Raw genomic sequence first — 26,833 nt, forward strand, 5'->3', positions numbered from 1 at the left:
TCTATACATAATGTGGAGCTTAGAACATGAAAAAGAACATCCGTACCATTCGTGCCCCTCATGGCACCGAGTTATCTTGTCAAAGTTGGTTAACCGAAGCACCGCTTCGTATGCTAATGAACAACCTTGACCCTGATGTTGCGGAGCATCCTGAAGATCTCGTTGTATACGGTGGTATCGGTCGCGCTGCGCGTAATTGGGAATCTTACGATAAAATCGTCGAAAGCTTACAAAAGCTGAAAGATGATCAGACTCTTCTCGTACAATCCGGCAAGCCGGTTGGTATATTCCCAACCCATCCTGACGCACCGCGTGTTCTCATAGCCAACTCTAACCTTGTGCCAAACTGGGCGAACTGGGAGCACTTCAACAAGCTAGATAAAGCTGGCTTAATGATGTACGGCCAAATGACAGCAGGATCTTGGATCTACATTGGTAGCCAGGGAATTGTTCAAGGCACCTACGAGACCTTCGTTGAAGCAGGTCGTCAGCATTTTAATGGCGATCTCTCTGGCCGCTGGATCCTAACCGGCGGACTTGGTGGCATGGGTGGCGCACAACCTCTTTCTGCGACAATGGCTGGTGCATCAATGCTCGCAATTGAGTGTCAGGAAGACCGTATTGATATGCGGATTAGAACGGGCTATCTCGACAAAAAGTGTACCGATCTCGACGAAGCACTCGCGATTATCAACGATGCGGTCGAAACCAAAAAAGCCATTTCAGTTGGCCTGGTAGGTAATGCAGCAGATATCTTCCCAGAACTTGTTAAACGTGGCGTGCGCCCTGACATTGTTACCGACCAAACCTCTGCACATGATCCATTGAACGGTTACCTGCCACAGGGCTGGACTTGGGCTGAATATGTTGATCGTGCTCAAAAAGATCCTAAGGGCACAACTACAGCAGCCAAAAAATCTATGGCCATTCAAGTTCAGGCCATGCTCGACTTCCACGCACAGGGCATTCCAACAGTCGATTACGGAAATAATATCCGTCAAATGGCATTGGAAGAAGGCGTAGAGAACGCATTTGATTTCCCGGGCTTTGTCCCGGCTTACATTCGCCCTCTTTTCTGTCGCGGTATCGGACCTTTCCGTTGGGCTGCTCTTTCTGGTGATCCCGAAGATATCTACAAGACAGATCAAAAAGTTAAAGAGCTGATCCCCGACGATCCTCACCTTCATAACTGGCTGGACATGGCACGTGAGCGCATTCACTTCCAGGGTCTTCCGTCACGTATTTGCTGGGTTGGCCTAGGTCAGCGCCACAAACTCGGCCTTGCTTTCAATGAAATGGTTCGCAACGGCGAGCTTAAAGCTCCAGTCGTAATCGGACGTGATCACCTTGATTCAGGTTCTGTTGCAAGTCCGAACCGTGAAACAGAAAGCATGATGGATGGATCTGACGCGGTATCAGATTGGCCGCTTCTTAATGCCCTTCTAAACACTGCTGGCGGCGCAACTTGGGTTTCCCTCCATCACGGTGGTGGTGTCGGCATGGGCTTCTCTCAGCATTCTGGTGTTGTTATCTGTGCAGATGGCACTGAAGCCGCTGATAAGCGTCTAGGTCGCGTGCTTTGGAATGATCCTGCAACGGGTGTCATGCGTCACGCAGATGCTGGTTACGAAATTGCAAAACAATGTGCTCGAGATAACAACCTCGACCTCCCTATGGAGTCAGATAAATGAAAAACCCAGAAACAAAAAACTTGGTACTGACGCCACGTCAATTAACCTTACCTCTTTTGCGATCCATCACATTTGATGATGTAACAATCAGCCTTGATCCGGCTTGTCGTGAACAGATTGAGGCATCAACAGAAACTGTTCGCAACGTCCTTCGTGATGGTAGAACTGTCTATGGTATCAACACAGGATTTGGCCGCCTCGCCTCAACCCGTATTGATGATGAACAGCTTGAACAATTGCAAAGCAACCTCGTTCTTTCTCATTGTACCGGCATGGGCCCCTTACTGGATGATGAGGCCGTTCGTCTAATACTTGCGCTTAAGATTACCTCGCTGGCTCAGGGCTTCTCTGGCATCCGTCATGAGGTTCTTGATTATCTCATTACGTTCTTCAACGAAGGTCTCTACCCCTGCATCCCATCCAAAGGCTCTGTCGGCGCTTCAGGAGATTTAGCGCCACTGGCTCACATGTCAGCTTTGATCATAGGATCGGGCAATGCACGCTACAAAGGTGAAATCCTTCCAGCTAAAGAAGGTTTGGCTCGTATCGGTTTAGACCCGATGGTCCTAGGCCCTAAAGAAGGCCTCGCCCTATTAAACGGTACTCAGGTTTCTACAGCACTCGCTCTTCTCGGCCTTTTCAGAGCCGAAAACCTGATGAATGCAAGCACGCTTGTAGGTTCAATGAGCGTCGAAGCCGCCAAGGGTTCACACGTACCATTTGATCCACGTATTCAAGCTGCTCGCGGTCAAGTTGGCCAAACAGATATCGCTACAGTGTTCAGAACGGTCTTGGAAGGAAGCCCAATCAACGAAAGCCACGCTGATTGTTCAAAAGTCCAAGACCCCTACTCTCTTCGATGCCAACCACAAGTTCTCGGCGCTTGCCTAGACCACATGCGTTTTGCTGCGACAATTTTCGAACGTGAAGCAAATGCGGTTTCTGATAACCCTGTTGTTTTCACCAAAGAGGGAGACATCCTCTCTGGCGGGAACTTCCACGCTGAACCAATAGCAATGGCATCTGATGTTCTTGCTCTGGCAATATCAGAAATGGGAGCGTTGTCAGAACGTCGTATAGCACTTTTGATGGATAGCTCCATGTCAGGTCTTCCCCCGTTCCTTGTGGCGGGTAGTGGTTTGAATTCAGGCTTTATGATTGCTCAGGTTACAGCAGCAGCATTAGCCTCTGAAAACAAATCTCTAGCTCATCCAGCTTGCGTAGATAGTCTTCCGACTTCTGCAAACCAGGAAGATCACGTTTCCATGGCAACATTTGCTGCCCGTCGCCTGTCTGATATGGCGAAAAACACAGCAGGTGTACTCGCAGTAGAATTCTTGTCAGCTGCCCAAGGTATCGATTTCCTTAAACCACTGAAAACATCACCAACACTCGATAAAGTAATGGCAAGACTGCGCGAAGACGTCTCATTCTTTGAACAGGACCGTTACTTCTCTGATGATCTGGAACTCACGAGTGATCTTGTTTGGAATGGAGAATTCAACAAATTATCAAAAGCTGATTACCTGCCGAGTTTCTCTGAATAAAATTCAGTAGAAGTTACGGTTCTGGTAATTTCATTTTTAAGAAAAGTAAGAATAGATACGGTGTATTTTCAGCATACTTATGACTTTTTGCTGGAAATACACCGTAGAAAAATGCATTTATGGCAGTAAGAAAGTAAAGAACACAAAGAGACTAAACAGAAAACGCAACCCAGCGTATAGGAATTTACGGATGTTGACCCCAAGCAACGATTTAGGGAATAACGATAAAAAAGTCCCTCTTTATCAAAAGGTAAAGGGATATATTATTGACCACATTCGTTCGGGCGAATGGGAAACCGGCTTTCAAATTCCTTCTGAAAATGAACTTACTCAAAGCCTTGATATGTCGCGAATGACTATTCACCGCGCACTCCGTGAATTGACTGCAGACGGGTGGTTGATGAGGGTTCAGGGTGCCGGCACTTTCGTGGCAGAGCCAAGACCACAATCTGCTGTTCTCTCCCTGCAAAGCATTGCAGATGAAGTCCGTGCCCGAGATAATGATTATACCAACCAGTTAATCAGTCTGGATGAAGAAAAAGCAACACCATACATAGCTGGTGTATTAGAACTGGAACTCGGCGCCCCTGTTTTCCATTCGGTTATAATTCACAAAGAAAATGGTGTTCCTATCCAACTGGAAGACCGTTATGTCAATCCACAATCAGTGCCTGATTATCTCTCTCAAAGCTTCCAGGATGTGACCCCGTACGATTACCTCATAAATGTTGCGCCACTCAGTAATGCTGAACACACCATTTTTGCGATAGCACCTGATAACACACAAGCTGAACTTCTAGAGATCGAACCGCAGACACCTTGTCTTCTTCTAAAACGCCGCACCTGGTCTGAAGGTAAAGCTGTTACTTATGCCAAGCTTGTCCACCCTGGTGACAGGTACAGTCTGGGCGGAACCTTTCAAGGCTAAATAGTTATTGGCACGATAATTTACGCATCGACCAAGGTGGTCTCAATGCCCCGCTTCAAGTCCCGGATTACAAAGCGAGCAGGATGAACGCCTTGCATCACAGTATCTGAAACCGGGATTTCATCGCCCGTAATTAATGCCGTAAGATACCGTGCCATGAAAGGAGCAGTTACAAATCCGCGTGAGCCAAACCCAGCTGCCACGTATAGACCCTTGTAATAACTGGCTTCCTCCCATTTTCTGTGCTTGGCACCGTTCTTTAACAGACCGTAATTATCAACATAATCAGCGTGTCTATGAAGTGGCCCCACGAGCGGTAAGCGATCTACAGTTGTTCCCCTTACAGAGGTTCGACCTTTCAATTCCGATAAAGAAAATTCCTTTTCAAAAAAAGGTAAATACTCCCTGAGAAAAGACAAGTTATGTTCATGCCGATCATCTGTTAGAGAACTATCATCAGCTTCTTCAAATGATCTTAAACGCTCAAATGTGGCCCCAAATACATGCTTACCATCAATAAGAGGCGTTAGGTAACCAGCCCCACTGACGACGCACTTTAGGTTCTTGCTGATACCTACTTGGCTGTGTGTACTTACTTGTCCCCTGTTCATGACCACAGGGAGGAATTTTGATTGCCCAAACTTACGGATGGAAAAAGCATTCGCCATGATGCAGGCATCAAAATCTAAAGGCTCTGATCCATCTGAAAAGTGTAATCGCCAGTTGGAATTTAAATTCTGGCTTAATTCTTCAATCGATGAAATCTCGTTAACAAGTTTAATATTGATATTTTTTGTCAGGGCTCTCGCCAAAGTCGAAGTATTTATGCACCCCCCCTTTGGATACCACATTGCAGATTGTGATAGAGAAACGCCTGCTAAATCCGAGGCTTGGACAGGATCAGCTATAAAATAGTGATCTCTAGGAAGCTCAGTATTATCTTGAAAAGATTGGTGTCGCTTTAGATCTTTTTCATCCGCAATTAAATTTAATGTTCCGCCACGGTGATGCCAGATACTCTCGCCAGTTTCTTTTTCAAGATCCTCGTAGAACTTCAACGCATAGAGATAGCTGGAGGCTAGATATTGCCCCAGGACAGTTCCACCCCGCATTAATTTAGGCTCAAAAATTGCGGCTGGATTACCTGATGCGCCTTTTGCCAGGGCCTCTTTTTTTTCAAACAAAGTAACTTCTACGCCGGAGCAATTGAGATGATAGGCAAGAGTATTTCCGGCAATCCCCCCTCCAATAATAGCGACCTTATTCAGCCTATCTTTAACGTGCTCCGGCAACTGAAACCAAGGTGGGATCGACATACTCTTTTCAATCTTTCTTAACTGCGAACTCACCAACAAGGTGCTCTTTCTTATAAGCAAATCCCTTGCGCTTATCCATTAGAAATCCGACTCTTTCAAGGCCTCTTCTTACGTGACCTGCCGCGGTAAATGTCGCTAATTTGGTTCCTGTTTTTGAGAGTCTCGCGAGTTGCTGGTATACCTTTTCATTCCACATCTCGGGATTTTTACGTGGAGAGAAACCATCAAGAAACCAGGCATCTACCAGTTCCAGATATTTTGAGAGCATCTCGGTTACATCGCCAAACAACAAGATAAGGGTTACATTTTCGTTGCCATATTCCAAAACATGCTTTCCGGGAGTTGCCTTGGGATACAATTCAAGAAATCTGTCATTCACGTTTCTCAACTCAGCCCATTGCAACAACGATTGTTTAATCTGGTCTTTTGATAAAGGAAAAGCTTCGATTGAAACATATGTCAGCCTTTGCCCTGGCTTGGCTTGCTTTTTCCATTCTTGCCATGTCGCCAGGAAATTAAGCCCGGTGCCAAATCCGGTTTCTCCAATGGTAAAGTGCTGCTTGTTTTTCCACGCGCTTGGTCCCCCAATACCTTCAATAAAAACATACCGACTTTCGGCTAATCCATCCCGAGGGGAAAAATACACATCGTCAAATGTTTGAGAAACGGGTGTATGCTCATCCCGCCACTCTAATCTTGGCTCCTTCAACTCGTTCATTTATTTGACCACATCATTAAACAACCAAGCCCAGTCCGTGCCTACAAACCAGAACTATAAAAAAAGCCGACTGCAATTAACAGCCGGCTTTTTTTATTGGCATTTGGAAAATTAATTACCAAACAGCTTTTTCAACGCTTCTTTTGGCTTTTCGATAACCTCTTCAACCGCGCTGCCTTCACCACTACTCTCCCCACCAAGAGGAAGTTTTGGAATTTCGACACCACCTTCACCACCGGTTACGCTCTCTATGAGAGAGGCGGGATCCTTTAGCTTATCGGTTAAAGCCCCTGCCAGATCGGGGGCGATTTTCGGATCACTCCACGAACCTGTAATCAAAAGAGGCACTGCCAGACCAGAAGCCCCCGAATCACCACCTTGACCTTCGAGATCACCAACGAGTTTAGGCTCAACGCGATAGTCCAACGTTTTTGGTGGCATAGGTACCGTGCCTTTTCCGGAAAGACGGAACAAAGGCGCAATCATGCTCAAATCCTGATTATCGAGAACACCTTTGGTAATTTTATAAGTACCCGATAGCTCCGCAAAGTCAGTGGACTGGGCATCATCAAATGAATTCTGTAATGCATCGATCGAAACATTTCTAATCAGTCCAGGAATGTTAATCCCCTTCACCGCGCCGTCTTTAAAGATAAAATCACCAGTTCCATTGAGATTTGAGACCATGTCTTTTTGGCTTTGCCCCGAAGTCGTCAAATTCGCCTTTGAATTAAGTGACCCCAACAATTTTTCGAAATCTGCACTATCTGAGAGCAAAGGTTCAGCCTGAACCCCGGAAACTTCAAACTGAATTGCCGTTGTAGGTACTGATTTAGAGCTGTCGAGAACAACTTTACCCTTAGCCAAACCATCGTACATAGAAAGCTGCTTAAGATCGGCCGTTAGTTTGCCTCCCTTCAGAAGCACAGCGAGTTCGCTGACACCAACGGTGATTTTGCGAATTTGAATACCTTCTGTCTTCAAAGCCAAATCAGCATTAACGGCTTTCAAGCCAGAGAAATCGATATTCTCTTCACTCCACCCTTCATCACCAGAAGAAGCCTCAGAGCCACTGCTAGCTGCCGTATCTCCATCAGAAGCGGCGCTTGCGTCTTTTTCAGGTGGAAGGTACGGAGTTAAATCGAGAACACCTGTCGACAAAGCTGCGCGAATATCAGGAACAGGGCCTGAACTATCTATTTTCAAAGCACCCTGAGCGGTTAGAGCATCAAAAGCCAATGCAACATCGTCAAAAGCTATGACCGCGCCTTTAAGATCAAGCTTTCCTTTTACAGATAGCTTCTCAAAAGTATTCTCATTGTTACGCTCAATTGGAGCCCCGACCCAATCCGTCAGCCCCATTACAGAAGGAACATCAAGATCAAGCGCGCCTGCAAGAGCAAACTCAGTGCCTTGCTGGGCAGAGCCTTCAAAACCAAAGTTAACAGGATTTGATTCGACAGCTGTAGCCAACTGACTGCTTCCGCCATTCAGCAGGCTTTCCAGGTTCGCAACGTCCGCTGAGATGTTGATGGTCTCAGCTTTCCAATCAAGACTCCCTTTAACCGTTAGAGGTTGATTTAAGGCTTTGAGCGCGATCTCAAGGTTTAAAGATTCAATGTCTTCTTTCGTACCTGAAACGAGATCTACATAATGTAGTTCTCCACCTTGTATTCTAACATCACCAAGGGAAAGCCCTTCTAACGGAGAACCGGAACTTTCCTGCGCACTATCACTAGGTTCTTCACCTGACTTAGCGGCTTCAGGCTTAACATCAAAAACCCAATTAGGTTTGCCATCTTTATCAACCTCAAGATTGATAACAGGATTTACTAATACAAATCGGTCAATAACATACTCTTGAGATATCAAAGGCAATAGTTGCAACTCGAGTGCCATTTGATCGAGCGTTACCATCTCTTTAGCTTGCCCTTGGGTATAATTGGCAAGGGACACGCCATTAACTTCAACGGCTACTTTTGGAAAAAGACTCAGATAAATCTCTCCATCAATCTTTAAATCTCGCCCTGTTGCCGCTTTCGCCTCCTCGGCGATTCTAGGCTTAAAATCGTCTAAGGAAATAAATAACGGGGCAATCAGGAGTACTGCGATAATCAGTACAAACAAACCACCAATTGATATGAGAATTTTTTTCATTTTAGTCTCCATTACACGGGACAAATTTTTTAAGCCGTGCAAATGACACGATTTGCTAAAGTTGTGTGATCTAAAAACATTGAGGCGGTATTAGCAAAAAAGCCAACACCGCCTCGAATTTACGAAGAGCTATCGTAGCTCAACATAGCTTATTACTTCACAAGCGTAACAACTACGCGACGGTTTCTGAATTCAGAAATCCCATCACCAGTTTTAACGGCTGGAGCATTTTCACCAAGATATTGGCTTTTGACCATGTAAGCTGATACGCCACTGTGCTCAAGAGCTGCGACAACTGCTGCCGCACGTTTGCCAGCTAGGTTTTGGTTATACTCAGAAGATCCAGCTGTATCAGTGTGACCCGCAACAATTACCTTAGAAGGTGAGTGTTTTTTAATTGCTGCCACAATAACTGAAATTTCTGCTTTTGCATCAACTGTCAACACATCTGAATCAAAATCAAAATAGATGGCAAATGGATCAGGAAGAGCCATTGGCGCCGGTGCTGGTGCTGGTGCTGGCTTCGCTTTTGGTGCAAGAGCGGCATCTACCTTTGCCATCGCAGCCATAAAGCCATCTCGACAGGCAGCAATGTGATCAGGCTGAATGTTTTCTTCCTGCTCTTGGATCCAGCAGTCAAACATTACCTGCGCATGAGCTGCAGATGTTGGCGCTTTATTTGATGCGCCATTTTCAAGAGCACTCGCCAGACGATCATGCGCCGTTGTAAGATCTTCAACGAACTCGGCATCGAGATCCCAGTTTCCAACTTCTTCCGGCGCAACAGATTTCCCGTCAGCAGCAGATAGAGCTTTATCAGCAAACAGATCCGAATCACCCCAATCTTTTTCAGAGCGTTCGTCACCGGATAGACCAACGTACCCTTTATAGAGCTCTCTTGTGAATGATGAGCCACTTGGCTGAGCATCTGTTGCTGCCTGATAACGATCAGTACAAGCAGATAAAGTAACTGCCGCTACGCCAGCGACCAAAACAAACTTCAAACCCCGCATGATATTCTCCCTCGAAGGTTTTAATATGCATAGAACGCGAAAAATTACTGACTAACCCGATATGATAACACCGCCGCCCTATCCACGCTAAGTTGTAAAATAATACCACAACATAAAGAGGATAAGTTACTATTTTCTTTGGCACATCATAATGACCAGATTCCCATTACAACAACACTATATCAAAAAATAGTTTTTTTTCAACTAGATACACAAAGGAATCAATACTTGTCTTTCTTTCGCATTTTCCCAAAGTCAGGTTGAGAATAAATTACACCGAATACCGTATCAACCCAGAGTAATCTAATAGCCTCTACCCTTAACGTCTTATTAATAATCATACAAAAATCAGTACCGAAATCATCTTGGTATAAATACTTACCGCTAAACTATTGTTTTACATTAATAATCCAGATTCACTCAAGTTTAAACAAAACTTTATAGGTAGAGACTCCTAATTCCTAATTTGTAAATTAATGAAATTACAGCGTTTTCATTAACTTACCACCCCGTCACACGCAAGAGTAGCTAATGCTATTATAATTAAATCTTTTTAATGGTAGGATGACAAAAATAAAATACGATGTATCAGGAGATTTTCTATGGAAACACCCGTTGTTGCCAACCCGCTATGGTCGAGCTCGAAGAGGGCAAAACTTATTTTTGGTGCGCATGCGGCCGGTCGGGAAAACAACCGTTTTGTGATGGCAGTCACAAGGGCACAGACTTCAAACCTTTGTCATTTACAGCAGACAAAACAAAGCAGTATTTTTTATGCCAATGTAAACACAGCGGAAAAAAACCGTTTTGTGATGGAAGTCACAAATTTTTACTATAAAAAAATTCATTCATAAAAGATAAAGAACATACCTACGCCTACTCTAAGTCAGAGAATAACGATTGAACTTACCCCAATCTGCACTTTTTATTCGTGTATCGAGTTGTTCTTGGTTTAGAAGGCCGGATTGGGTATCCATAACAGACACAACAGATGCAGAATTTATCGAAGCAGCTTTTAAGGCTTCTTCAGCTCCTTTTCCCATGCCAATATACGTCGAAAAAGTAGAAGCGAACGCATCACCTGCTCCTGCAGTTCCCATCACTTCGGCTTTTTGGGCCGGACAGAAAAGGATCTCCTCAGAGGTCCCCAGATAAGCACCCTCTTTTCCGTTTGTAACCAACATCTTTTTAGGCCCAAGCTTCCCCAGAGTAATCACGAACTCTTTTAAGGCCATCATCGTCCCTGACACGCCAACACCTTTCCTCAAAAGCTCTGGCAAGGCTGGGTCCTCGGAATACTTACATGAGCGGGTCACATCGATCTCACTCTTGGCGGCTATAAACGGGACCAGCTGACCCGCCTCAACCTCATTTACGACCAGGACATCAATAAACTGCAAAGATTCCCAGAACGATTGCGCTCGAGATGAAAGCTGGCGGATACCTGGATTTGCCACAACCAGGCTGCCAGCTTTTTTGGCGAGTTTCACAATTTTTGGAAAACAGTCCGCGGATGCACCACTGAGCCCGGTAACATAAGTTAGCTTAACGCCCTCAAACATCTCTGGCTTTATTTCGTCAGGAGATAAAAGTGTGTTTGCTCCCCTCGCAACAAAAATCGTTGGATTTCTAACATGCGACGAAACCATTACGGCGCAACCCGTAGCAAGCTCAGCCCCGGTGATAACCCAGTCTCGCCTTATGCCTCTTTCGTCGAGACGATTGAGGACCTTTTGTCCTTCGATGTCATCTGCCAGTTTAACAACACAGGCGATATCTAGCCCAAGTAACGACATAGAAACAGAAGCATTAATGGCACCGCCACCAGTGTGGGTCTCAACAGCATCCGCATCAACTTTTTTGCCCTCTTCAAGAAGAAGGAAATTTGTCGTTGCGTTATGCATCGTCATACGTTCGATCTCATCGTCAGAAACCGAAGCGATGATATCTACAGTTGCCCCACCCAGTGCCAGTGCCTTCATTTCAACGTCCTATCTTAATTAACCTTCAGCGAGTGTCTTACCTGTAGAACCAAGTACAGAGAAAATACCATCGAGTTTAGCGCCCAAGCCTTTTTCCGCTTCACGCACCCACTTACGAGGGTCGTATTTACTTTTAAGAGGCTTACCAGTTTCAGGATCAATCTGGGCAACAAAAGCGTTTTGGTTTGCATTAACATATGCACCAACGGGCTCGGAATAAGCGTACTGCAGATCTGTATCAACGTTCATTTTAAAAACGCCATAGGATACAGCTTCTTTGATGTCGGCATCAGAAGAGCCGGACCCACCATGGAAGACAAGATCAAGGGACTTTTCCTCAAGACCATAACGCTCTGCCATCAATGCCTGGGAATCTTTAAGAATAACCGGGCGCAGCTTAACGTTTCCTGGTTTGTAGACACCGTGAACATTACCAAATGAGGCCGCTACAGAAAAATCGCCCAATGGGTTCAACTGTTCATAGGCGTAGGCAACATCTTCTGGCTGTGTATAAAGTTTTGGATTGTCAGCGCCTGTATGCTCAGACCCCACACCATCTTCTTCTCCACCGGTTACACCGAGTTCAATTTCAAGACTCATATCCAGTAGAGCCATCTTTTTAAGATAGTCAGCGCAAGTACCGACATTGTCTTCTAAAGGCTCTTCGGATAGATCGATCATATGAGAAGTGTAGAGCGGCTTACCGTTTTTCTCTTTAAACTTGGCACCTTCTTCCAGAAGACCGTCGATCCAAGGAAGCAGTCCCCGGTTAGCATGATCGGTATGAAGGACGACACAAACACCGTAACCTTCAGCAAGTAAGTGGACGTGCTGAGCAAGAGAAACAGCACCAAGCACCTTTCCCTGTAAAGAATCAGGGTAGGTTGAACCTGCATAAAATCCTGCGCCACCATTAGAAACCTGAATAATTACATCAGAATTATTGCGTGCAGCAGCTTCCAACACAGCGTTTACCGTACTGCTACTGGTGACATTGACAGCTGGAAGGGCGTAGTTTCCTGCCTTACAAGCTTTTACCAGTTTCTCGTAATCCTTACCGGTTACAACACCGGGGCGAAGTTTCTCAGACACCGCCAATCCTCCCTGTATTTCTCTGCGTTAAATCTATGTTTATCGCGTTACAAATATACTATTTGACCACTGCGAACCGACTCATCGGCAGCCAGCACAATCTTCATACTGTTCACAGCATCTTGCATGTGAGAAGTCAAATCCAAATTCTCTGTAATAGCCTTTAACAGAAATTCCTGTTCCCTTAAACAAAGAGCATCATGATTCGGCTCTTCATCCATCCGAATTAGATTATCTCTGTGCGAAAAATTAGTCTTATCATCCAGTTCTGCAGAATGACAAAGAATGGCTGACGTTTTGGTGTGGGCATCGATATCATCAGATTCCATCGATTTATCTTCTTCGGCAGCCACAATTGATACACACCCCTTTGGACCAATGACGTCTTTCACAAAAAAGGCCGTCTCACTCATCATCGGGCCCCAACCAGCCTCATACCATCCAACAGAACCATCTTCGTAGGTTACCTGCAGCTGACCATAATTATACATATCCGGATCGATTTCTTCACTTAACCGAACTCCAATTGCATGTACCTTAGTCGGCCTTGCCCCTGTCATAAGACACATCATATCTACATAATGCACACCACAATCAACGATCGGCGATATTGAATTCATCAATTGCTTATGCACTTGCCATGTTGTCCCACTACTTTGTTGATTTAAATTCATCCGCATCACCAAGGGTTTTCCAAGTTGCTTAGCTTGAGAGACAAACTCCTGCCAAGAGGGATGATGCCTTAAAATATAGCCAACAACGAGCTTTAGCCCCTTCTCCTCGGCTGCTGAAATTACTCTTTTTGCCCCCTCTACAGTATTCGATATAGGTTTCTCTAGGAATACGTGGGCACCAGCATCAAGAGCTTTTAGGGCGTAAACTTCATGGGTATCAGGCCAAGTATTTATTGAAACAACATCTGGATTCAATTCCGCCAAGGCCAATTCATAATCGTTAAACCGAGGGTAATCAGCGATTTCATCAGGGAGAGGCGTGTTTGCATTCAGGCTCCGACTACACAAACCAACGATCTCGAAACCAGAAAGTTGATGATACGCCTTTGCATGGGACTTCCCCATGTTTCCAAGCCCTACGACCAGCACCCTTTGCTTCGCAATCATTTTCACACCTGTTTTAAATCATATAAGAAAAGAACTATCGGGAGAAACCATCCGCCGCCATATCCCGGCCATCAACCCAGCAATCCAAGACATAACCCGCATCATCGAGAAGAACCAAGGAGGCCTGATAGCCTTCTTTGACCCTTCCGTATTTATTTCCTAATCCAAGGAATTGAGCAGGGTATAGAGAAGCCATTCGCAACGCTTCGCTTTGAGGCAAGCCCAACATATCGACAGTATTCCGTACAGCAGTTGCCATATCCAGGTCAGCCCCTGCCAAGGTCCCCTCTTCTGTAGTACAACGCCCATCTCGGCTGAATATTTTCTGACCATATAACTCAAAAAAGTCATATTCGCTTCCAACCGTTGGCATCGCATCTGTCACCAACATCATCTTGCCACGTTGCTTAGCTTTTATTGCGACCTTAAGAGTAGCAGGATGGACATGAAAACCATCCACAATCAAACCACACCAACTCTCATCATGATCCAAGGCAGCACCAACAGCACCGGGTTCTCGGCTGTTCATGGGTGTCATGGCATTAAAGAGATGCGTGAAACAAGAAAGGCCTTCCGCGAAGGCAGACTGATAATCTTCATACCCCCCTGCGGTATGTCCTGCAGCGACAATTACACCAGATTTAACAAGCTCTTTAATTGTCCCTCGCACATGTTTTTCAGGAGCAAGCGTAACAAGCGTCACTCCTTGATCGAGACTTGAAAGAAGAGTTATCGCCCCCTCTTCCATACTCCTGATCTTGCTTTCTTGGTGGACACCTTTGCGGTTCGGGTTAAGGTACGGTCCTTCCAAATGGATACCAAGTATTCCAGGCTCTTTAAGCGACAAAGCTTCTTCAACAGCCCCTATCGCTTGCTCCATAACCAAACGGTCATCTGTGATTAAGGTTGGTAGCATTCCTGTGGTGCCAAACTGCCTATGCGCCCGAGCAATGGTCCTTATTCCTTGGAGTGATGTCTCTTTGTTTAAAAGAGCACCTCCACCGCCATTGACTTGAACATCAATAAATCCCGGGGCCAAACATGCCCCCTTAAGATCACGTGAGTTGTCAATCACAACTGCTGGATCAGGATTGTGGCCAACATATTGAATCGTATCATTTTCAATTAGGACAGTTGCCCCTTCGAGCCACTCGTCTCCAGTAAAGACGCGCGCATTGTTCAGGGCCGTTATCATTAAACTGTCTCCGTAACTTTTTTCAGGTGGCGAGGATTATCCGGATCCAACCCTTTAAACTGAGTAATCTGCTCTGCCATAACATAAAAACTCTGTATCATCACTGGTAGCTGACAGAAGGGGTGTATATTCGGTTCAATAGATAAAATACCCTTTTCTGCCTTCCCTTCTTGAGCCGTAAAGACTGCGCCACCCTTATCCTTAAAGTTAGTGGCCAATTCCCCCACAGAATCCCAAGATTGATCCCGCTGTCTAAAGATAAGAACAGGATAACCATCAGCAACGAGAGACATGGGTCCGTGTTTGACCTCAGCGGCACTAAAGGCTTCAGCGTGGATATAGGAGGTTTCTTTAAATTTGAGTGCGGATTCCAACGCGATGCCAAATCCGGGACCCCGGCCTACAGTGAACAGGTTTGAAGAAGAAGCAAAGGTTTCAACCGGCTCTGACCAATCAGCCTTTAGACCACGATCCAACTGATCAGGCAGGCGGTCAAGGGCGGGTAACAAACCGCTGTCCAAATTCCAAATTGCAGCCAATTGAAGCAGGACTGTCAATGAGGCGATGTAACTCTTTGTAGCGGCTACCGAGTTTTCTGGTCCTGCGTGTAAGGGTAAGAAGCAATCCGCTAACCCAACCAGAGGCGCGGAGGCATCGTTACAAATACATAAGACAAATGCCCCCTGATCTTTTGCTGCCTGCGTCGCCTGAACCAGATCAGGGCTTCGTCCGGACTGAGATACGGCAATAAACAGGCTGTCTTGCATATTAACCGTACCGCCATACAACGTCGAAACGGAAGGAGCAAAGGATACAACAGGCAATCCGACGCCGACTTCAAGAACATACTTGGCAAATGCACACGCGTGATCTGAGCTCCCCCGAGCACAGGTGGCAATAAAACGAAATTTACGTTCCCTGATTTTGCAGGCTAACTCTTCTAAAATTTCTCTGTTTGCACGTAACTGACGGGAAACAACCGCAGGGGTTTCCGCAGTTTCTTGGGCCATAAGGCTTCTAGTATTCATATTGCTCATCATTCTTTTTAATCTCAACCATCCAGATAGAGCTCAGCTATGAAATCATAGCTATCCCCACGATAGTGAGATCTGGTAAATTCTACGGGGCGCATGTCCGGAAGGAAGGAGCGCCTTTCAATGTAAAGGGTCGGCCCACCGGGTGGTACGCCGAGTAATTCAGCTTGGGGCGGCTTTAAGAGTTCAGCACGCAACCTTTGAAGTGCCCGTAAGGGGCGATGGCCTGACTTATCCAATATTTTATAAAGTGAATTTTCGACAACGAGAGGATCTGGAAGAAACTCTTGTGGTACAGTTGCAAGCTCAATCGCCAGAGCCTTTCCGTCAGCACAGCGAATACGGTGTAATCTTGAGACACCAACTCCCGGCGAAAGGTTCAGCGCCATTGCCTCTTCTGGTGTTGCTAATCCAGTAGCTCTCTCTACCCAGACAACAGAAGGCTCCATACCTCTCGCGGTAATATCTTCGGTAAAGCTGGTCAATTTGGAAAGCGGTTGCTCCATTCGCGAAGCAACAAACGTTCCCGCTCCCTGCTTCTGGACGAGAAGGCCATCACGAACTAAACCTTGAACAGCCTTACGAACGGTCACACGAGAAACTTCCAACTCAGCTGCGATATCTCGTTCACTGGGAAGGGCATCTTCTACTTTAAATGCCCCGGATTCTATCGCTTGCCTGATGATCGTTTGCAGTTGCCTATAAAGCGGCGTCGGGTTGGATCCATCGAGGCGGCTTTTCACTTTTAATGCCCTAAAAGTACTTACCTTCATACTTTGGCGCCTCCTCTGCCCATTACATCATCACGCACCATTCGTATGGCCCCGTCCATTGCGTCACCAAGCGGATCACAAAGTGAGGGCTTAATATCTTCAGGCAAACGACTTTCTAATCTTTTGGAAACGCCTCCCATAAGGCAAATCCGCTCCACACCACGCTTAAGCAAGGCCTGCACCATACATCCAGCCTCATATACGGATTTGGCAACCAAACGCTCGGCTAAGGGGTCGCCTTTATCTGCATAATCAAAAACGGTCGGGGCAAAAGATCCGTAGTTATGAGGCTCAGCACGTTCGGCCCATTTCACCATTACCTGGGGATCATTTTTAAAATGAGCCATAATAGCCCTGGTTAAATCTGTTTCGGGTCGACAGCCTTCAGCAGCAAAAAGAGAACTGCGAATTGCACTTAAGCCCAGCAAAGCGCCGCTGGCATGATCGGATATCTCGAATCCCCACCCCCCAACATTGATTACCTCACCATCCACAATCCCAAGCCCGCAAGAACCTGTACCTAATATCAATATCCCCCCATTTTCCCCGCCATGAGCACCAAGACAGGCTGTATAGGCATCTGTAGCACCGGAGACAGATGCAAAAGAATGAGGAAAGGAGAGTATCGATTTTAACTCACTATCTAGACCAAGCCCGGCCAAACCCAGGCCGACATGTAAAACTGAAAAATCTTCTCGACCTCTCCCAGATTGGTGAAGAGCTTCAATACAGGCCTTTTCAATTTCATAATAAACCCGTGCGGCACCCAATCTGGAATTGGATGGCCCCGCAAAGCCCTCGCCCACCACTTCACGTTCGGCCGTTTCAATACGGACCCGACAACTCGTCCCGCCTCCATCAACTCCTGCAAAGAGCATATTCATAGCCAACTGAAACTCCGTACCAAAACAAGACCAATGTACCAAACCAATTAAATACCAATTTACCTTACATTTACTGCGTCGTAAATTCAAAAGATTAAAAAAAAATATTACAAATTACATTTTTTACTTTTTATCCGGCAATATCAATAGATTAATAAAACTAATTATATAGAAAATAATTAACAAATTTTGTATTTTACAAGAAAATTTGAAAAAATTGATTTCAAATTGGTTTCTTTTTGGTATTATATGTTCAAATATTTACAAACTCATTTGGATTCAAAACCTTGGCAAAAGAGTTACAGCTCACCGAAAAGCATAGCCCGCGCTATAGTGGCCTGGACACTTGGCCTGCGCATGAAACTCTTGAAGCTCTATGGGCTTCTCAACTAAAAGCCGTTTCCTGTGTTCAATCGGCTATTCCCTTTATAGAGAAAAGCGCAGAACAAATAGTTGCCCGGCTGAGCAATGATGGCCGCCTCTTTTATTTAGGTGCAGGATCATCCGGCCACCTTGCCATTCAGGACGGCCTAGAACTCAATCCAACTTACGGATGGCCCTTAGAAAAATTAATTCCGTTGATTGCTGGCGGACGAGAAGCCGTTATGTCTCCGATGGGTGGAGCTGAAGACCATGAACACCTCTCTGTCGAGGCCTTACAAGAACACAATATAACTGACAAAGATGTCCTTATTGCCGTCGCCGCAAGTGGCTCTACACCCTACACACTTGCAGCTGTTAAGTACGCACAACAAATCGGTGCTCTTGTTGTGAGCGTTGCTAACAACGAACAAGCAGCCATTTTTAAACACTCTAATCATAGTATATTTCTAAATAGTGGTAGCGAAGTTATTGCCGGCTCTACCCGTATGGCCGCAGGCACAGCACAAAAAGCGGCGCTCAACATGCTCTCAACTCTCGTCATGACAAAACTAGGTCACGTTCATGATGGGCTGATGGTCTCAATGGTAATCAATAACGATAAACTAGCTCAACGCGGCGTAGCTATCGTTCAAGAAATCACCGGAGAGAGCGAAAACAAAGCAAGTGCCGCCCTAGATCTCGCCAATAAGAATATCAAACTTGCCGTTCTTATTACGATGGGCCACTCAAAACCCGAAGCAATGGCCGCCTTAGAAAAATCAAAAGGCCACTTGAGACAAGCCATGGATTTACGCAACACAAATTAATGATAACCGGGACAACCCGGACTTACTGAAAACTCGGAGGACACGATGACTAATAGAAAATTCACTTTAAGTACTGGTGTCGCAGCGGTTGCGCTTGCCGTTGCCGCCCTGACACCTGCGATATCAGCTCATGCTGACGAACTGGTAATTGAAAGCTGGCGTACTGATGACATTGATATCTGGAACAGCCAAATCATCCCGGCATTCAACAAGTCGCATCCTGATATCAAAGTTCGCTTTGCACCAACACCACCTGCAGATTACAACGCAGGTTTAAATGCCAAACTAGCCGCAAAAACTGCGGGAGATCTTATAACTTGCCGCCCGTTTGATGTGTCTCTCGATCTATATAATCAGGGCCACCTTACCAAAATCGATGGCATTGATGGTATGGACAACTTCTCAAACGTTGCTAAATCTGCTTGGCAAACAGATGATGGATCCACCACTTTTTGCCTTCCAATGGCGTCGGTTATTCATGGTTTCATATATAATAAAGAAGCCTTTAAAGAGCTCGGTCTTGAAATTCCAAAAACCATCCCGGAATTTATGAGCGCTTTGAAAAAAATCAAAGAAGACGGCAGTTACGTTCCAATGTCCATTGGCACGGCTGATCAGTGGGAAGCGGCGACAATGGGCTTTCAAAATGTAGGCCCTAACTTCTGGAAAGGTGAAAAAGGTCGTAAAGGCCTAATTGAGGGCAAAGAAAAACTCACCGACGCTCAATATGTTAAGGTTTTCGAACATTTAGCCGAGTGGGGTCCCTATCTAGGCAAAGGGTATAAAGCTCAGTCTTATCCTGATAGCCAGAACCTCTTCAGTCTTGGTCGAGCAGCAATCTATCCGGCAGGATCATGGGATATCTCTACCTTCAATGGTCAGGCTGACTTTGAATTTGGTGCTTTTCCACCACCGGTACCAGCAGGTCAGAAGACTTGTTACATCTCCGACCATACGGATATCGGGCTCGGCATCAATGCAGCTTCTAAAAATGTTAAATCAGCTGAAACATTCCTGACCTGGATGTCCTCGAAAGAGGCGGGCACGATTTTCTCTAATGCCCTGCCAGGTTTCTATGCTCTGTCTAAACATCAGTTGGAAATCACCGACCCGGTCGCAAGCGAGTTCGTAAGCTGGCGCGGAAAATGTGAATCAACGATCCGTAATTCATACCAAATCCTTTCACGTGGTACGCCAAATCTTGAGAACGATCTTTGGAATACTTCTGTGGGTGTTATGAACGGCTCTATGACCCCGGAAGAAGCAGCACAAAAAGCTCAAGACGGCCTTTCTAGCTGGTATAAACCACAGCAATAAAAGCCTGACATATATAAAACGCCGATATCCCAGGGTATCGGCGTTTTATTATAATCTTTGGCATACCGTATACGACTAAAATTCCAATCGACAGAGAGTTGCAACCCACATGGCCTTGAAAACCAAACGGGGATCGTCCTTTCGAACACATGTATTGGTGTTCCTGCTCCCAGCGGCCCTAATCTATACACTTTTTATGATTCTTCCGCTGATTGACACCGTTCGGTTCAGTTTTTATAGCCAAGAATCTGGGGGACCTACTACTTTTGTTGGGTGGGATAATTACATCCTTATTCTAACAGATGAACGCTGGTGGAAGGACTTTACAAACGCTCTGGAAAACAACTTTGTTTTCTTTGCCGTTCACATGCTCATCCAAAACCCAATAGGGCTATTACTTGCAGCACTCCTTAGCCTTCCACGTCTAAAACTGGCGAACAGCTATCGAACCCTAATTTTCATGCCAACCATGCTTTCTGTCGTGATTATCGGTTTTATCTGGAAACTCATCCTGAGCCCTCTTTGGGGGGTCGGTGATACTCTCGTTGGCTTTGTCGGCATGACAGATGGCCTCCCTGCTCTTCTCGGTGAAGAATCAACCGCCCTAATCACCTTGTCACTTATTTCCGTCTGGCAGTTTGTAGGCATCCCCATGATGCTGATTTACGCGGCCTTGCTCAATGTCCCAGATGATCTCGTAGATGCTGCAATTGTGGATGGCGCAAACCAATGGACGGCGTTTTGGCGTATCAAGCTACCTTTGATTTTGCCAACTGTTGCAATGGTTTCAGTATTGACTTTTGTTGCTAACTTTAACGCATTCGACCTTATTTATGCGGTTAAAGGCGCCCTCGCTGGGCCTGATTTCCACACCGATATCATGGGGACATTATTCTATCGGACCTTCTTTGGTTTTCAACTGCAACCCGGTAGCGCCACGATGGGTGCAACCGTTGCCAGCCTTATGTTCCTCGTTATTCTTTGCGGCGTGATGATCTACCTTTTTGTCATCCAGCGTCGTTTGCATCGCTATCAATTGTAGGAGGATGGACTGATGAAAATATCTAAACGCCTAGGTCCATTTGGTGTACACGCCATTCTTCTGAGCTATACCCTTATTGCGCTATTTCCCATCTTCTTGGTGGTCATGAATTCCTTTAAAAGTAAAAAGGGGATATTCCGTGACCCGCTGGCCTTACCGGATGCAACGACGTTCGATCTAATCGGTTTTGAAAAAGTCATCTCGAGATCTTCATTTGATGTCTATTTTACCAACTCGATCTCGGTAACCGTTTTAAGTCTCGTTTTTGTGCTTTTACTCGGTGCAATGGCTGCCTGGGCTCTTGCCGAATACGACTTCCCGGGAAGCGATCTCGTAGCTCTTTACCTCGCCATTGGCATCATGATCCCTATCCGCCTGGGCAGCGTTAGCCTTCTTAAAATGATTGTAGCGATGGATCTGGTTAATACCCTAACCGCACTCGTTCTGGTCTACACAGCTCAAGGGTTGCCCCTTGCCATATTTATCCTTAGGGAATTTATGGCACAGATACCCAACGACCTCAAAGAAGCTGCTCGCTGCGACGGGGTTTCTGAATACAGGATCTTCTGGTCAATTATTTTGCCGTTGGTTCGTCCTGCACTTGCAACAGTCGCCGTCTTCACCATGATACCGATATGGAATGATCTTTGGTTCCCGCTTATTCTGGCACCAGGGGAGGACACCGCAACTGTAACTCTCGGCATTCAACAGTTTATCGGTCAATACGTTACCGACTGGAATGCCGTTTTGGCATCTTTAACACTGGCAATTGTACCGATCCTGGTCCTGTACGTGATCTTCTCCAGACAACTGATCCGTGGCCTAACATCAGGAGCGGTCAAATGATCCTGCCCCCAAACAACTTAATTACAATTACATCAAACAAAAGAAAGTGCACAGCTGTGCATCAAGAGAGGTAAATCTATGGCTGACATAGCACTTTCAGGTATTAAAAAGGCTTACGGCAAAGCCGAAGTTCTTCACGGTATTGATATCGACATCAAACACGGTGAATTCGTTGTTTTCGTTGGGCCTTCCGGGTGTGGGAAATCCACTTTACTACGCCTTATTGCTGGACTTGAACCCATCACAGATGGTGAGCTGAAAATTGCGGGTAAAATCGTTAATGATCTCACACCTTCACAACGCAAAATCGCGATGGTTTTCCAATCTTATGCTCTTTATCCGCATATGACTGTTTACAAAAACATGGCTTTTGGATTGACCCTTGGAAACAAAGGGCCGCTCGGGGGCTTATTGGGGGGCGGCGAAAACAAAAAGCTCATCGACGAAAAGGTTCAAAAAGCCGCTAAGAGCCTTCAACTCGAAGAATACCTTGATCGTTACCCGAGAGAGCTTTCCGGTGGACAACGCCAACGTGTTGCAATTGGTCGCGCCATTGTCAGGGATCCAAATGTTTTCTTGTTTGATGAACCCTTAAGTAATCTTGATGCTGCGCTACGTGTGAATACCCGCCTCGAGATCGCCAAGCTACATCAAGATCTTGACGCCACCATTATCTACGTTACCCACGATCAGGTAGAGGCCATGACCCTGGCCGATAAAATCGTCGTTGTTAACGAAGGCCATGTTGCCCAATGCGGCTCACCGCTTGAACTTTACCATCATCCAGCCAATAAATTCGTTGCTGGTTTTATTGGCTCTCCTTCAATGAATTTCCTCGAAGGTAAAGTGACCGCAACAAGTGAACAATATATAGAAGCAATATTAGATTATGATGGCAGCACAGTTCAGCTTCCAGTTCAATCTCGCACAACGAAAGTTGGTGAAAAGATAACCGTTGGCATAAGACCTGAGCACCTACAAGAAGGGGTAGATTTACCCTTTCAATTAAAAGCCAGGGTGAATGTTGTCGAGAGACTTGGCGATGCGAGCTATCTCTATCTTGAAAATGGTGCCGACGATCCGTTGTGCATGAAAACGGACGGCCATAGCACTATAAAGTCAGGAGACACGGTCGAATTTAGCGCAAATTTAACGGCCGTGCATGTTTTCAATGCAGATGGTAACGCCCTCACCCGTACGACCACTGACGACCGATATACCGCACCAACATTAAGCAGCTAGTACAAACGATAATATACTTACCCTTTAAAACGGGCTGGTTCTCTTCAAGGGTTAACCAGCCCTTTCTTTGTGTTTAACAACTCAAATTTTCCAACAAAATAATAACCAAGTAAATTAATCAACAAAACCTCAACCTATCACTAAACTCCGTCACGAGATTGATCCATATCAACGACATGAAACATCAAATTCCTATAGTAGCTAGTATCAGAAGCAATTAAGAACTACTATAACGCGAGAGATGAGACATAAATCAACAGATAAGCGATTAGATCAGACAAATCTGGCAATACGCATAAACTCTGTCGGTAGGTACATTTGATATGGAAAATGAATCAGACCTTTTTATTTCCAGCCATGTTGCACAGATTTCACCTGATAATCTGGAAGCAACACTTACGGCTATCCTTAAACATCCCTATGCCGATGTACCCGTTGTCGATGACAAAGGGAAACTGGTCATCCTAATTGATGCACCTTCAAGCAAGGATGCCTTATCGACTATCGAGAGCATCAGAGCTATAGACGATATCTATACCTTCTCCCCTGTCTATCAGCACCAAGAAGATTAATCCTGCAAATTGAAACTACCATCACGGTTACTTTAAGGATCATAAGTCATGAAGTTAAATGACCCCCGGCAAAGCCGGGGGCTTAAGCGGGTGAGCCCCTTAAAGGGGCAAATTGGGAACCGCTAAAGCGGTTATGGATTGAATATATCCATTTGGTCAAAGTACTTATCACGCTCTTCTTGCGTTCTGATATACTCCCTCACCATCTGTTCATCGAGCCCTACAGTTGAGACGAAATATCCACGGGCCCAAAAATTTTCACCCTTGAAATTCCGTGCTTTATTTTTGAATTTTCGAGCTATGGCAATCGCGCTTTTTCCTTTTAGGTATCCAACGACTTTTGAAACAGCATGTTTGGGCGGTATGCTGATACACATGTGAATGTGATCCGGCATCAAATGGCCCTCCTCAATCTTACTTTCGCGATGCCCGGCCAGTTCATGGAAAATTTCACCAAGATACTGACGTAGGTTGCCATAGATAACTTTTTGCCTGCGTTTAGGGATGAAAACCACGTGGTATTTACAATCCCATCTCGTATGTGCAAGGCTTTTGTAATCTCTCATCGGCTAATTCCTTTGTTATTTTGGTCAATAAACAAAGAAATGTAAGACCGTGGGAACGGTCAAACCATTGAGAGTCCCCCGGCATAGCCGGGGGTTTACCGGATTAAATTATCCAGACGTGACTACATCAAGGCAAATGCGGTTGCACTTGCGGCTGGTGTAGCTGGAATAGCTACTCCCACCTCTGCCAGCAATCTGGTTACTGACAGTTCTAAAACGGAATTAAAATGGTCAAAAGCTCCCTGTCGTTTTTGCGGGACTGGCTGTAGTGTCATGGTCGGCACGAAAGAGGGTAAAGTTGTCGCTACTCATGGGGATGTAAAAGCCGAAGTAAACCGTGGCCTAAACTGTGTTAAAGGTTATTTCCTTTCAAAAATCATGTACGGAAAAGACCGCCTGACCACACCGCTTCTTCGGATGAAAGACGGTAAATACCACAAAGAAGGTGAATTTACCCCGGTTTCTTGGGACGTCGCTTTGGATACCATGGCTGATAAGTTTAAAACAGCCATCAAAGAAAATGGTCCGACGTCTGTTGGTATGTTTGGCTCAGGACAGTGGACAGTTTGGGAAGGCTATGCCGCATCCAAGTTTATGAAAGCCGGCCTTGCCACGAACAATATTGATCCGAATGCACGGCACTGTATGGCCTCTGCTGTTGGTGGCTTTATGCGTACCTTCGGTATTGATGAGCCCATGGGCTGTTATGATGATATCGAAGCCACGGATACCTTTGTTCTTTGGGGTTCCAACATGGCAGAGATGCACCCTATCCTTTGGACCCGGGTTGCCGATCGTCGTTTAAGTGCACCAAACACGAAAGTCGCTGTTCTCTCTACCTTTGAACATCGTTGTTATGACCTCGCAGACATTCCAATGATCTTCACGCCGCAAACTGATCTCGCCATACTGAATTTTATTGCAAACTACATCATTCAGAACGACAAGGTAAATCACGACTTCGTCGGAAAACACGTTAACTTCCGTCGCGGCAACGATGATATCGGTTATGGCCTGCGTCCAGAACACGAGCTTCAGAAAAAAGCGAAGAATGCTGATAAAGCTGGCGGCTCGACCGAAATCAACTTTGAAGAGTTCAAAGCTTTTGTCGCTGATTACACTGTTGAAAAAGTATCAAAGCTTTCTGGTGTTTCCGAAGCTCACTTGATTGAGCTTGCAGAACTCTATGCCGATCCTGATCGTAAAGTTGTGTCCTTCTGGACAATGGGGGTTAACCAACACACCCGTGGTGTCTGGTGTAACAACTTGATCTATAACATCCACTTACTTGTTGGAAAAATTTCTACACCAGGTAATTCCCCTTTCTCTCTCACAGGACAACCTTCTGCCTGTGGCACTGCACGAGAAGTTGGAACCTTTGCACACAGGCTCCCTGCGGATATGGTTGTTAAGAACCCAAAACACCGGGCTTACGCAGAAAAAATCTGGAAAATTCCATCAGGTGTCATTCCACCTAAACCTGGTTACCACGCAGTACTGCAAAACCGTATGTTGAAAGACGGAAAGCTCAATGCATATTGGGTTATGTGTAACAACAACATGCAAGCAGCCCCGAACCTCAATGAAGAGGGTTACCCTGGCTATCGTAATCCTAAAAACTTCATTGTCGTCTCTGATCCCTATCCAACTGTGACAGCAGAAGCAGCAGATCTTATTCTACCAACTGCAATGTGGGTGGAAAAAGAGGGCGCTTACGGTAATGCTGAACGTCGTACCCAGTTCTGGCATCAATTGGTTGATGCACCGGGTGAAGCAAAATCTGATCTATGGCAGATTATGGAACTATCCAAACGCTTTACCACAGACGATGCTTGGCCTGCAGAAGTCTTGAAAGAGAACCCTGAATATAAAGGTAAAACCCTATACGAAGTTCTCTTTAAAAATGGTTCTGCCGATAAATACCCGCTTGAGCAAACTCATGAGGATTATGCCAATCAGGAATCTAATGATTTTGGTTTCTACGTCCAAAAAGGTCTTTTTGAAGAATACGCAGAATTTGGCCGTGGACACGCTCATGACCTTGCTCCTTTTGACATCTATCACATGGAACGCGGTCTAAGATGGCCTGTTGTTAATGGTAAAGAGACACGCTGGCGTTTCAAAGAAGGATCAGACCCATATGTAACTCCGGGTTCTGACTATGAATTCTACGGTAAACCTGATGGTAAGGCCGTCATCTTTGCTCTTCCTTATGAGCCACCAGCAGAAAGCCCTGATGAAGAATATGATCTCTGGCTTTCAACTGGTCGCGTGTTAGAACACTGGCATTCAGGATCAATGACACAGCGCGTACCAGAGCTTTATAAAGCTTTCCCTGATGCTGTGGCCTTTATTCACCCTGAAGACGCCGCAGCAAAAGGCCTAAGGCGTGGTCAAGAAATCAAGGTTATATCCAGACGTGGTGAAATTATCACACGGGTGGAAACCCGTGGCCGTAACAAGCCCCCTAAGGGATTGATCTACGTACCCTGGTTCGATGCCAGCCAGTTAATCAACAAAGTTACATTGGATGCGACAGATCCTCTGTCAAAGCAAACCGATTTCAAAAAATGTGCCGTGAAAATTGTTGCAACGGGGAGAGCATAA

23 protein-coding genes are annotated in these 26,833 nt (G+C 45.6%); 11 read left to right on the top strand and 12 right to left on the bottom strand.

Features of this window, described 5'->3' with window-relative positions; genetic code table 11:
* Positions 1-26 precede the first annotated feature (26 nt).
* The 3 genes from hutU (at position 27) to hutC (ending at position 4,166) form a co-directional block, all read left to right on the top strand.
* Positions 27-1,691 (top strand): urocanate hydratase, encoded by a 1,665-nt coding sequence (gene hutU, locus ACOGW3_RS03550; protein ID WP_419901694.1) that lies wholly within the window; start codon positions 27-29, stop codon positions 1,689-1,691.
* The gene (gene hutH, locus ACOGW3_RS03555) at positions 1,688-3,238 is read left to right on the top strand and encodes a histidine ammonia-lyase (RefSeq protein WP_419901695.1); all 1,551 of its coding nucleotides are present in this window, start codon (positions 1,688-1,690) and stop codon (positions 3,236-3,238) included. Before hutU ends, hutH begins: the two co-directional genes overlap by 4 nt.
* Positions 3,239-3,428: 190 nt before the next feature.
* The gene (gene hutC, locus ACOGW3_RS03560) at positions 3,429-4,166 is read left to right on the top strand and encodes a histidine utilization repressor (protein ID WP_419901696.1); all 738 of its coding nucleotides are present in this window, start codon (positions 3,429-3,431) and stop codon (positions 4,164-4,166) included.
* Positions 4,167-4,186: 20 nt separating this feature from the next.
* On the opposite strand, the gene mnmC is transcribed toward hutC, so the two are convergent.
* From mnmC to ACOGW3_RS03580, 4 genes are all read right to left on the bottom strand, one after another.
* Positions 4,187-5,482 carry an FAD-dependent 5-carboxymethylaminomethyl-2-thiouridine(34) oxidoreductase MnmC gene (gene mnmC / locus ACOGW3_RS03565; RefSeq protein ID WP_419901697.1) on the bottom strand — a complete coding sequence of 432 codons (1,296 nt, stop codon included), beginning with the start codon at positions 5,480-5,482 and terminating at the stop codon, positions 4,187-4,189.
* A 7-nt stretch (positions 5,483-5,489) separates the two neighbouring features.
* Entirely contained in the window at positions 5,490-6,200 is a 711-nt protein-coding gene (mnmD, locus tag ACOGW3_RS03570) for a tRNA (5-methylaminomethyl-2-thiouridine)(34)-methyltransferase MnmD (protein ID WP_419901698.1), read from the bottom strand.
* Positions 6,201-6,311: 111 nt separating this feature from the next.
* Positions 6,312-8,357 carry an AsmA family protein gene (locus tag ACOGW3_RS03575; RefSeq protein WP_419901699.1) on the bottom strand — a complete coding sequence of 682 codons (2,046 nt, stop codon included), beginning with the start codon at positions 8,355-8,357 and terminating at the stop codon, positions 6,312-6,314.
* Between the two features lie 152 nt (positions 8,358-8,509).
* Entirely contained in the window at positions 8,510-9,370 is an 861-nt protein-coding gene (locus ACOGW3_RS03580; protein WP_419901700.1) for an OmpA family protein, read from the bottom strand.
* 631 nt (positions 9,371-10,001) lie between these two features.
* On the opposite strand from ACOGW3_RS03580, the gene ACOGW3_RS03585 reads away from it, so the two are divergent.
* Positions 10,002-10,208 (top strand): CDGSH iron-sulfur domain-containing protein, encoded by a 207-nt coding sequence (locus ACOGW3_RS03585; RefSeq protein ID WP_419901701.1) that lies wholly within the window; start codon positions 10,002-10,004, stop codon positions 10,206-10,208.
* A 43-nt stretch (positions 10,209-10,251) separates the two neighbouring features.
* Here ACOGW3_RS03585 and ACOGW3_RS03590 read toward each other — a convergent pair whose 3' ends face one another.
* Genes ACOGW3_RS03590 through ACOGW3_RS03620 form a run of 7 tightly spaced genes read right to left on the bottom strand, consistent with a single transcriptional unit; the run spans position 10,252 to position 17,451 of the window.
* Positions 10,252-11,352, bottom strand: coding sequence for a carbohydrate kinase family protein (locus ACOGW3_RS03590; RefSeq protein ID WP_419901702.1), 1,101 nt, complete (start codon positions 11,350-11,352; stop codon positions 10,252-10,254).
* A gap of 18 nt (positions 11,353-11,370) precedes the next feature.
* On the bottom strand, positions 11,371-12,444 hold the full coding sequence (gene fbaA, locus ACOGW3_RS03595; RefSeq protein WP_419901703.1) for a class II fructose-bisphosphate aldolase: 1,074 nt from the start codon (positions 12,442-12,444) through the stop codon (positions 11,371-11,373).
* 47 nt (positions 12,445-12,491) lie between these two features.
* Positions 12,492-13,565 carry a Gfo/Idh/MocA family protein gene (locus ACOGW3_RS03600; RefSeq protein ID WP_419901704.1) on the bottom strand — a complete coding sequence of 358 codons (1,074 nt, stop codon included), beginning with the start codon at positions 13,563-13,565 and terminating at the stop codon, positions 12,492-12,494.
* Between the two features lie 34 nt (positions 13,566-13,599).
* Positions 13,600-14,760 carry an N-acetylglucosamine-6-phosphate deacetylase gene (nagA, locus tag ACOGW3_RS03605; RefSeq protein WP_419901705.1) on the bottom strand — a complete coding sequence of 387 codons (1,161 nt, stop codon included), beginning with the start codon at positions 14,758-14,760 and terminating at the stop codon, positions 13,600-13,602.
* Positions 14,760-15,788 (bottom strand): SIS domain-containing protein, encoded by a 1,029-nt coding sequence (locus tag ACOGW3_RS03610; RefSeq protein ID WP_419901706.1) that lies wholly within the window; start codon positions 15,786-15,788, stop codon positions 14,760-14,762. The genes nagA and ACOGW3_RS03610 overlap by 1 nt, the downstream gene beginning before the upstream one ends.
* A gap of 23 nt (positions 15,789-15,811) precedes the next feature.
* Complete coding sequence (locus tag ACOGW3_RS03615; RefSeq protein WP_419901707.1) at positions 15,812-16,567, bottom strand: GntR family transcriptional regulator; 756 nt, start codon at positions 16,565-16,567, stop codon at positions 15,812-15,814.
* On the bottom strand, positions 16,564-17,451 hold the full coding sequence (locus tag ACOGW3_RS03620) for a BadF/BadG/BcrA/BcrD ATPase family protein (protein WP_419901708.1): 888 nt from the start codon (positions 17,449-17,451) through the stop codon (positions 16,564-16,566). Before ACOGW3_RS03620 ends, ACOGW3_RS03615 begins: the two co-directional genes overlap by 4 nt.
* 287 nt (positions 17,452-17,738) lie before the next feature.
* Here ACOGW3_RS03620 and ACOGW3_RS03625 point away from each other — a divergent pair, with 287 nt between their 5' ends.
* From ACOGW3_RS03625 to ACOGW3_RS03650, 6 genes are all read left to right on the top strand, one after another.
* A complete protein-coding gene (locus ACOGW3_RS03625) occupies positions 17,739-18,641 on the top strand; it encodes an N-acetylmuramic acid 6-phosphate etherase (RefSeq protein WP_419901709.1) in 903 nt (300 codons plus the stop codon).
* Between the two features lie 45 nt (positions 18,642-18,686).
* Positions 18,687-19,958: an ABC transporter substrate-binding protein gene (locus ACOGW3_RS03630; RefSeq protein ID WP_419901710.1), complete on the top strand. Its 1,272-nt coding sequence runs from the start codon at positions 18,687-18,689 to the stop codon at positions 19,956-19,958.
* Positions 19,959-20,067: 109 nt separating this feature from the next.
* Entirely contained in the window at positions 20,068-21,000 is a 933-nt protein-coding gene (locus tag ACOGW3_RS03635) for a carbohydrate ABC transporter permease (protein ID WP_419901711.1), read from the top strand.
* A gap of 12 nt (positions 21,001-21,012) precedes the next feature.
* On the top strand, positions 21,013-21,846 hold the full coding sequence (locus ACOGW3_RS03640) for a carbohydrate ABC transporter permease (protein WP_419901712.1): 834 nt from the start codon (positions 21,013-21,015) through the stop codon (positions 21,844-21,846).
* 78 nt (positions 21,847-21,924) lie between these two features.
* Positions 21,925-23,088, top strand: coding sequence for an ABC transporter ATP-binding protein (locus tag ACOGW3_RS03645; RefSeq protein ID WP_419901713.1), 1,164 nt, complete (start codon positions 21,925-21,927; stop codon positions 23,086-23,088).
* A gap of 323 nt (positions 23,089-23,411) precedes the next feature.
* Positions 23,412-23,660, top strand: a complete 249-nt coding sequence (locus ACOGW3_RS03650; RefSeq protein ID WP_419901714.1) for a chaperone NapD — start codon at positions 23,412-23,414, stop codon at positions 23,658-23,660.
* A gap of 131 nt (positions 23,661-23,791) precedes the next feature.
* Here the strand turns inward: ACOGW3_RS03650 and tnpA are convergent, their stop codons facing one another.
* A complete protein-coding gene (gene tnpA / locus ACOGW3_RS03655; protein WP_419901154.1) occupies positions 23,792-24,226 on the bottom strand; it encodes an IS200/IS605 family transposase in 435 nt (144 codons plus the stop codon).
* A 102-nt stretch (positions 24,227-24,328) separates the two neighbouring features.
* On the opposite strand from tnpA, the gene napA reads away from it, so the two are divergent.
* Positions 24,329-26,833: a nitrate reductase catalytic subunit NapA gene (gene napA, locus ACOGW3_RS03660; RefSeq protein ID WP_419901767.1), complete on the top strand. Its 2,505-nt coding sequence runs from the start codon at positions 24,329-24,331 to the stop codon at positions 26,831-26,833.

Origin of the sequence: Kiloniella sp. (assembly GCF_965205715.1) — a bacterium.
Taxonomy (GTDB): domain Bacteria; phylum Pseudomonadota; class Alphaproteobacteria; order Kiloniellales; family Kiloniellaceae; genus Kiloniella.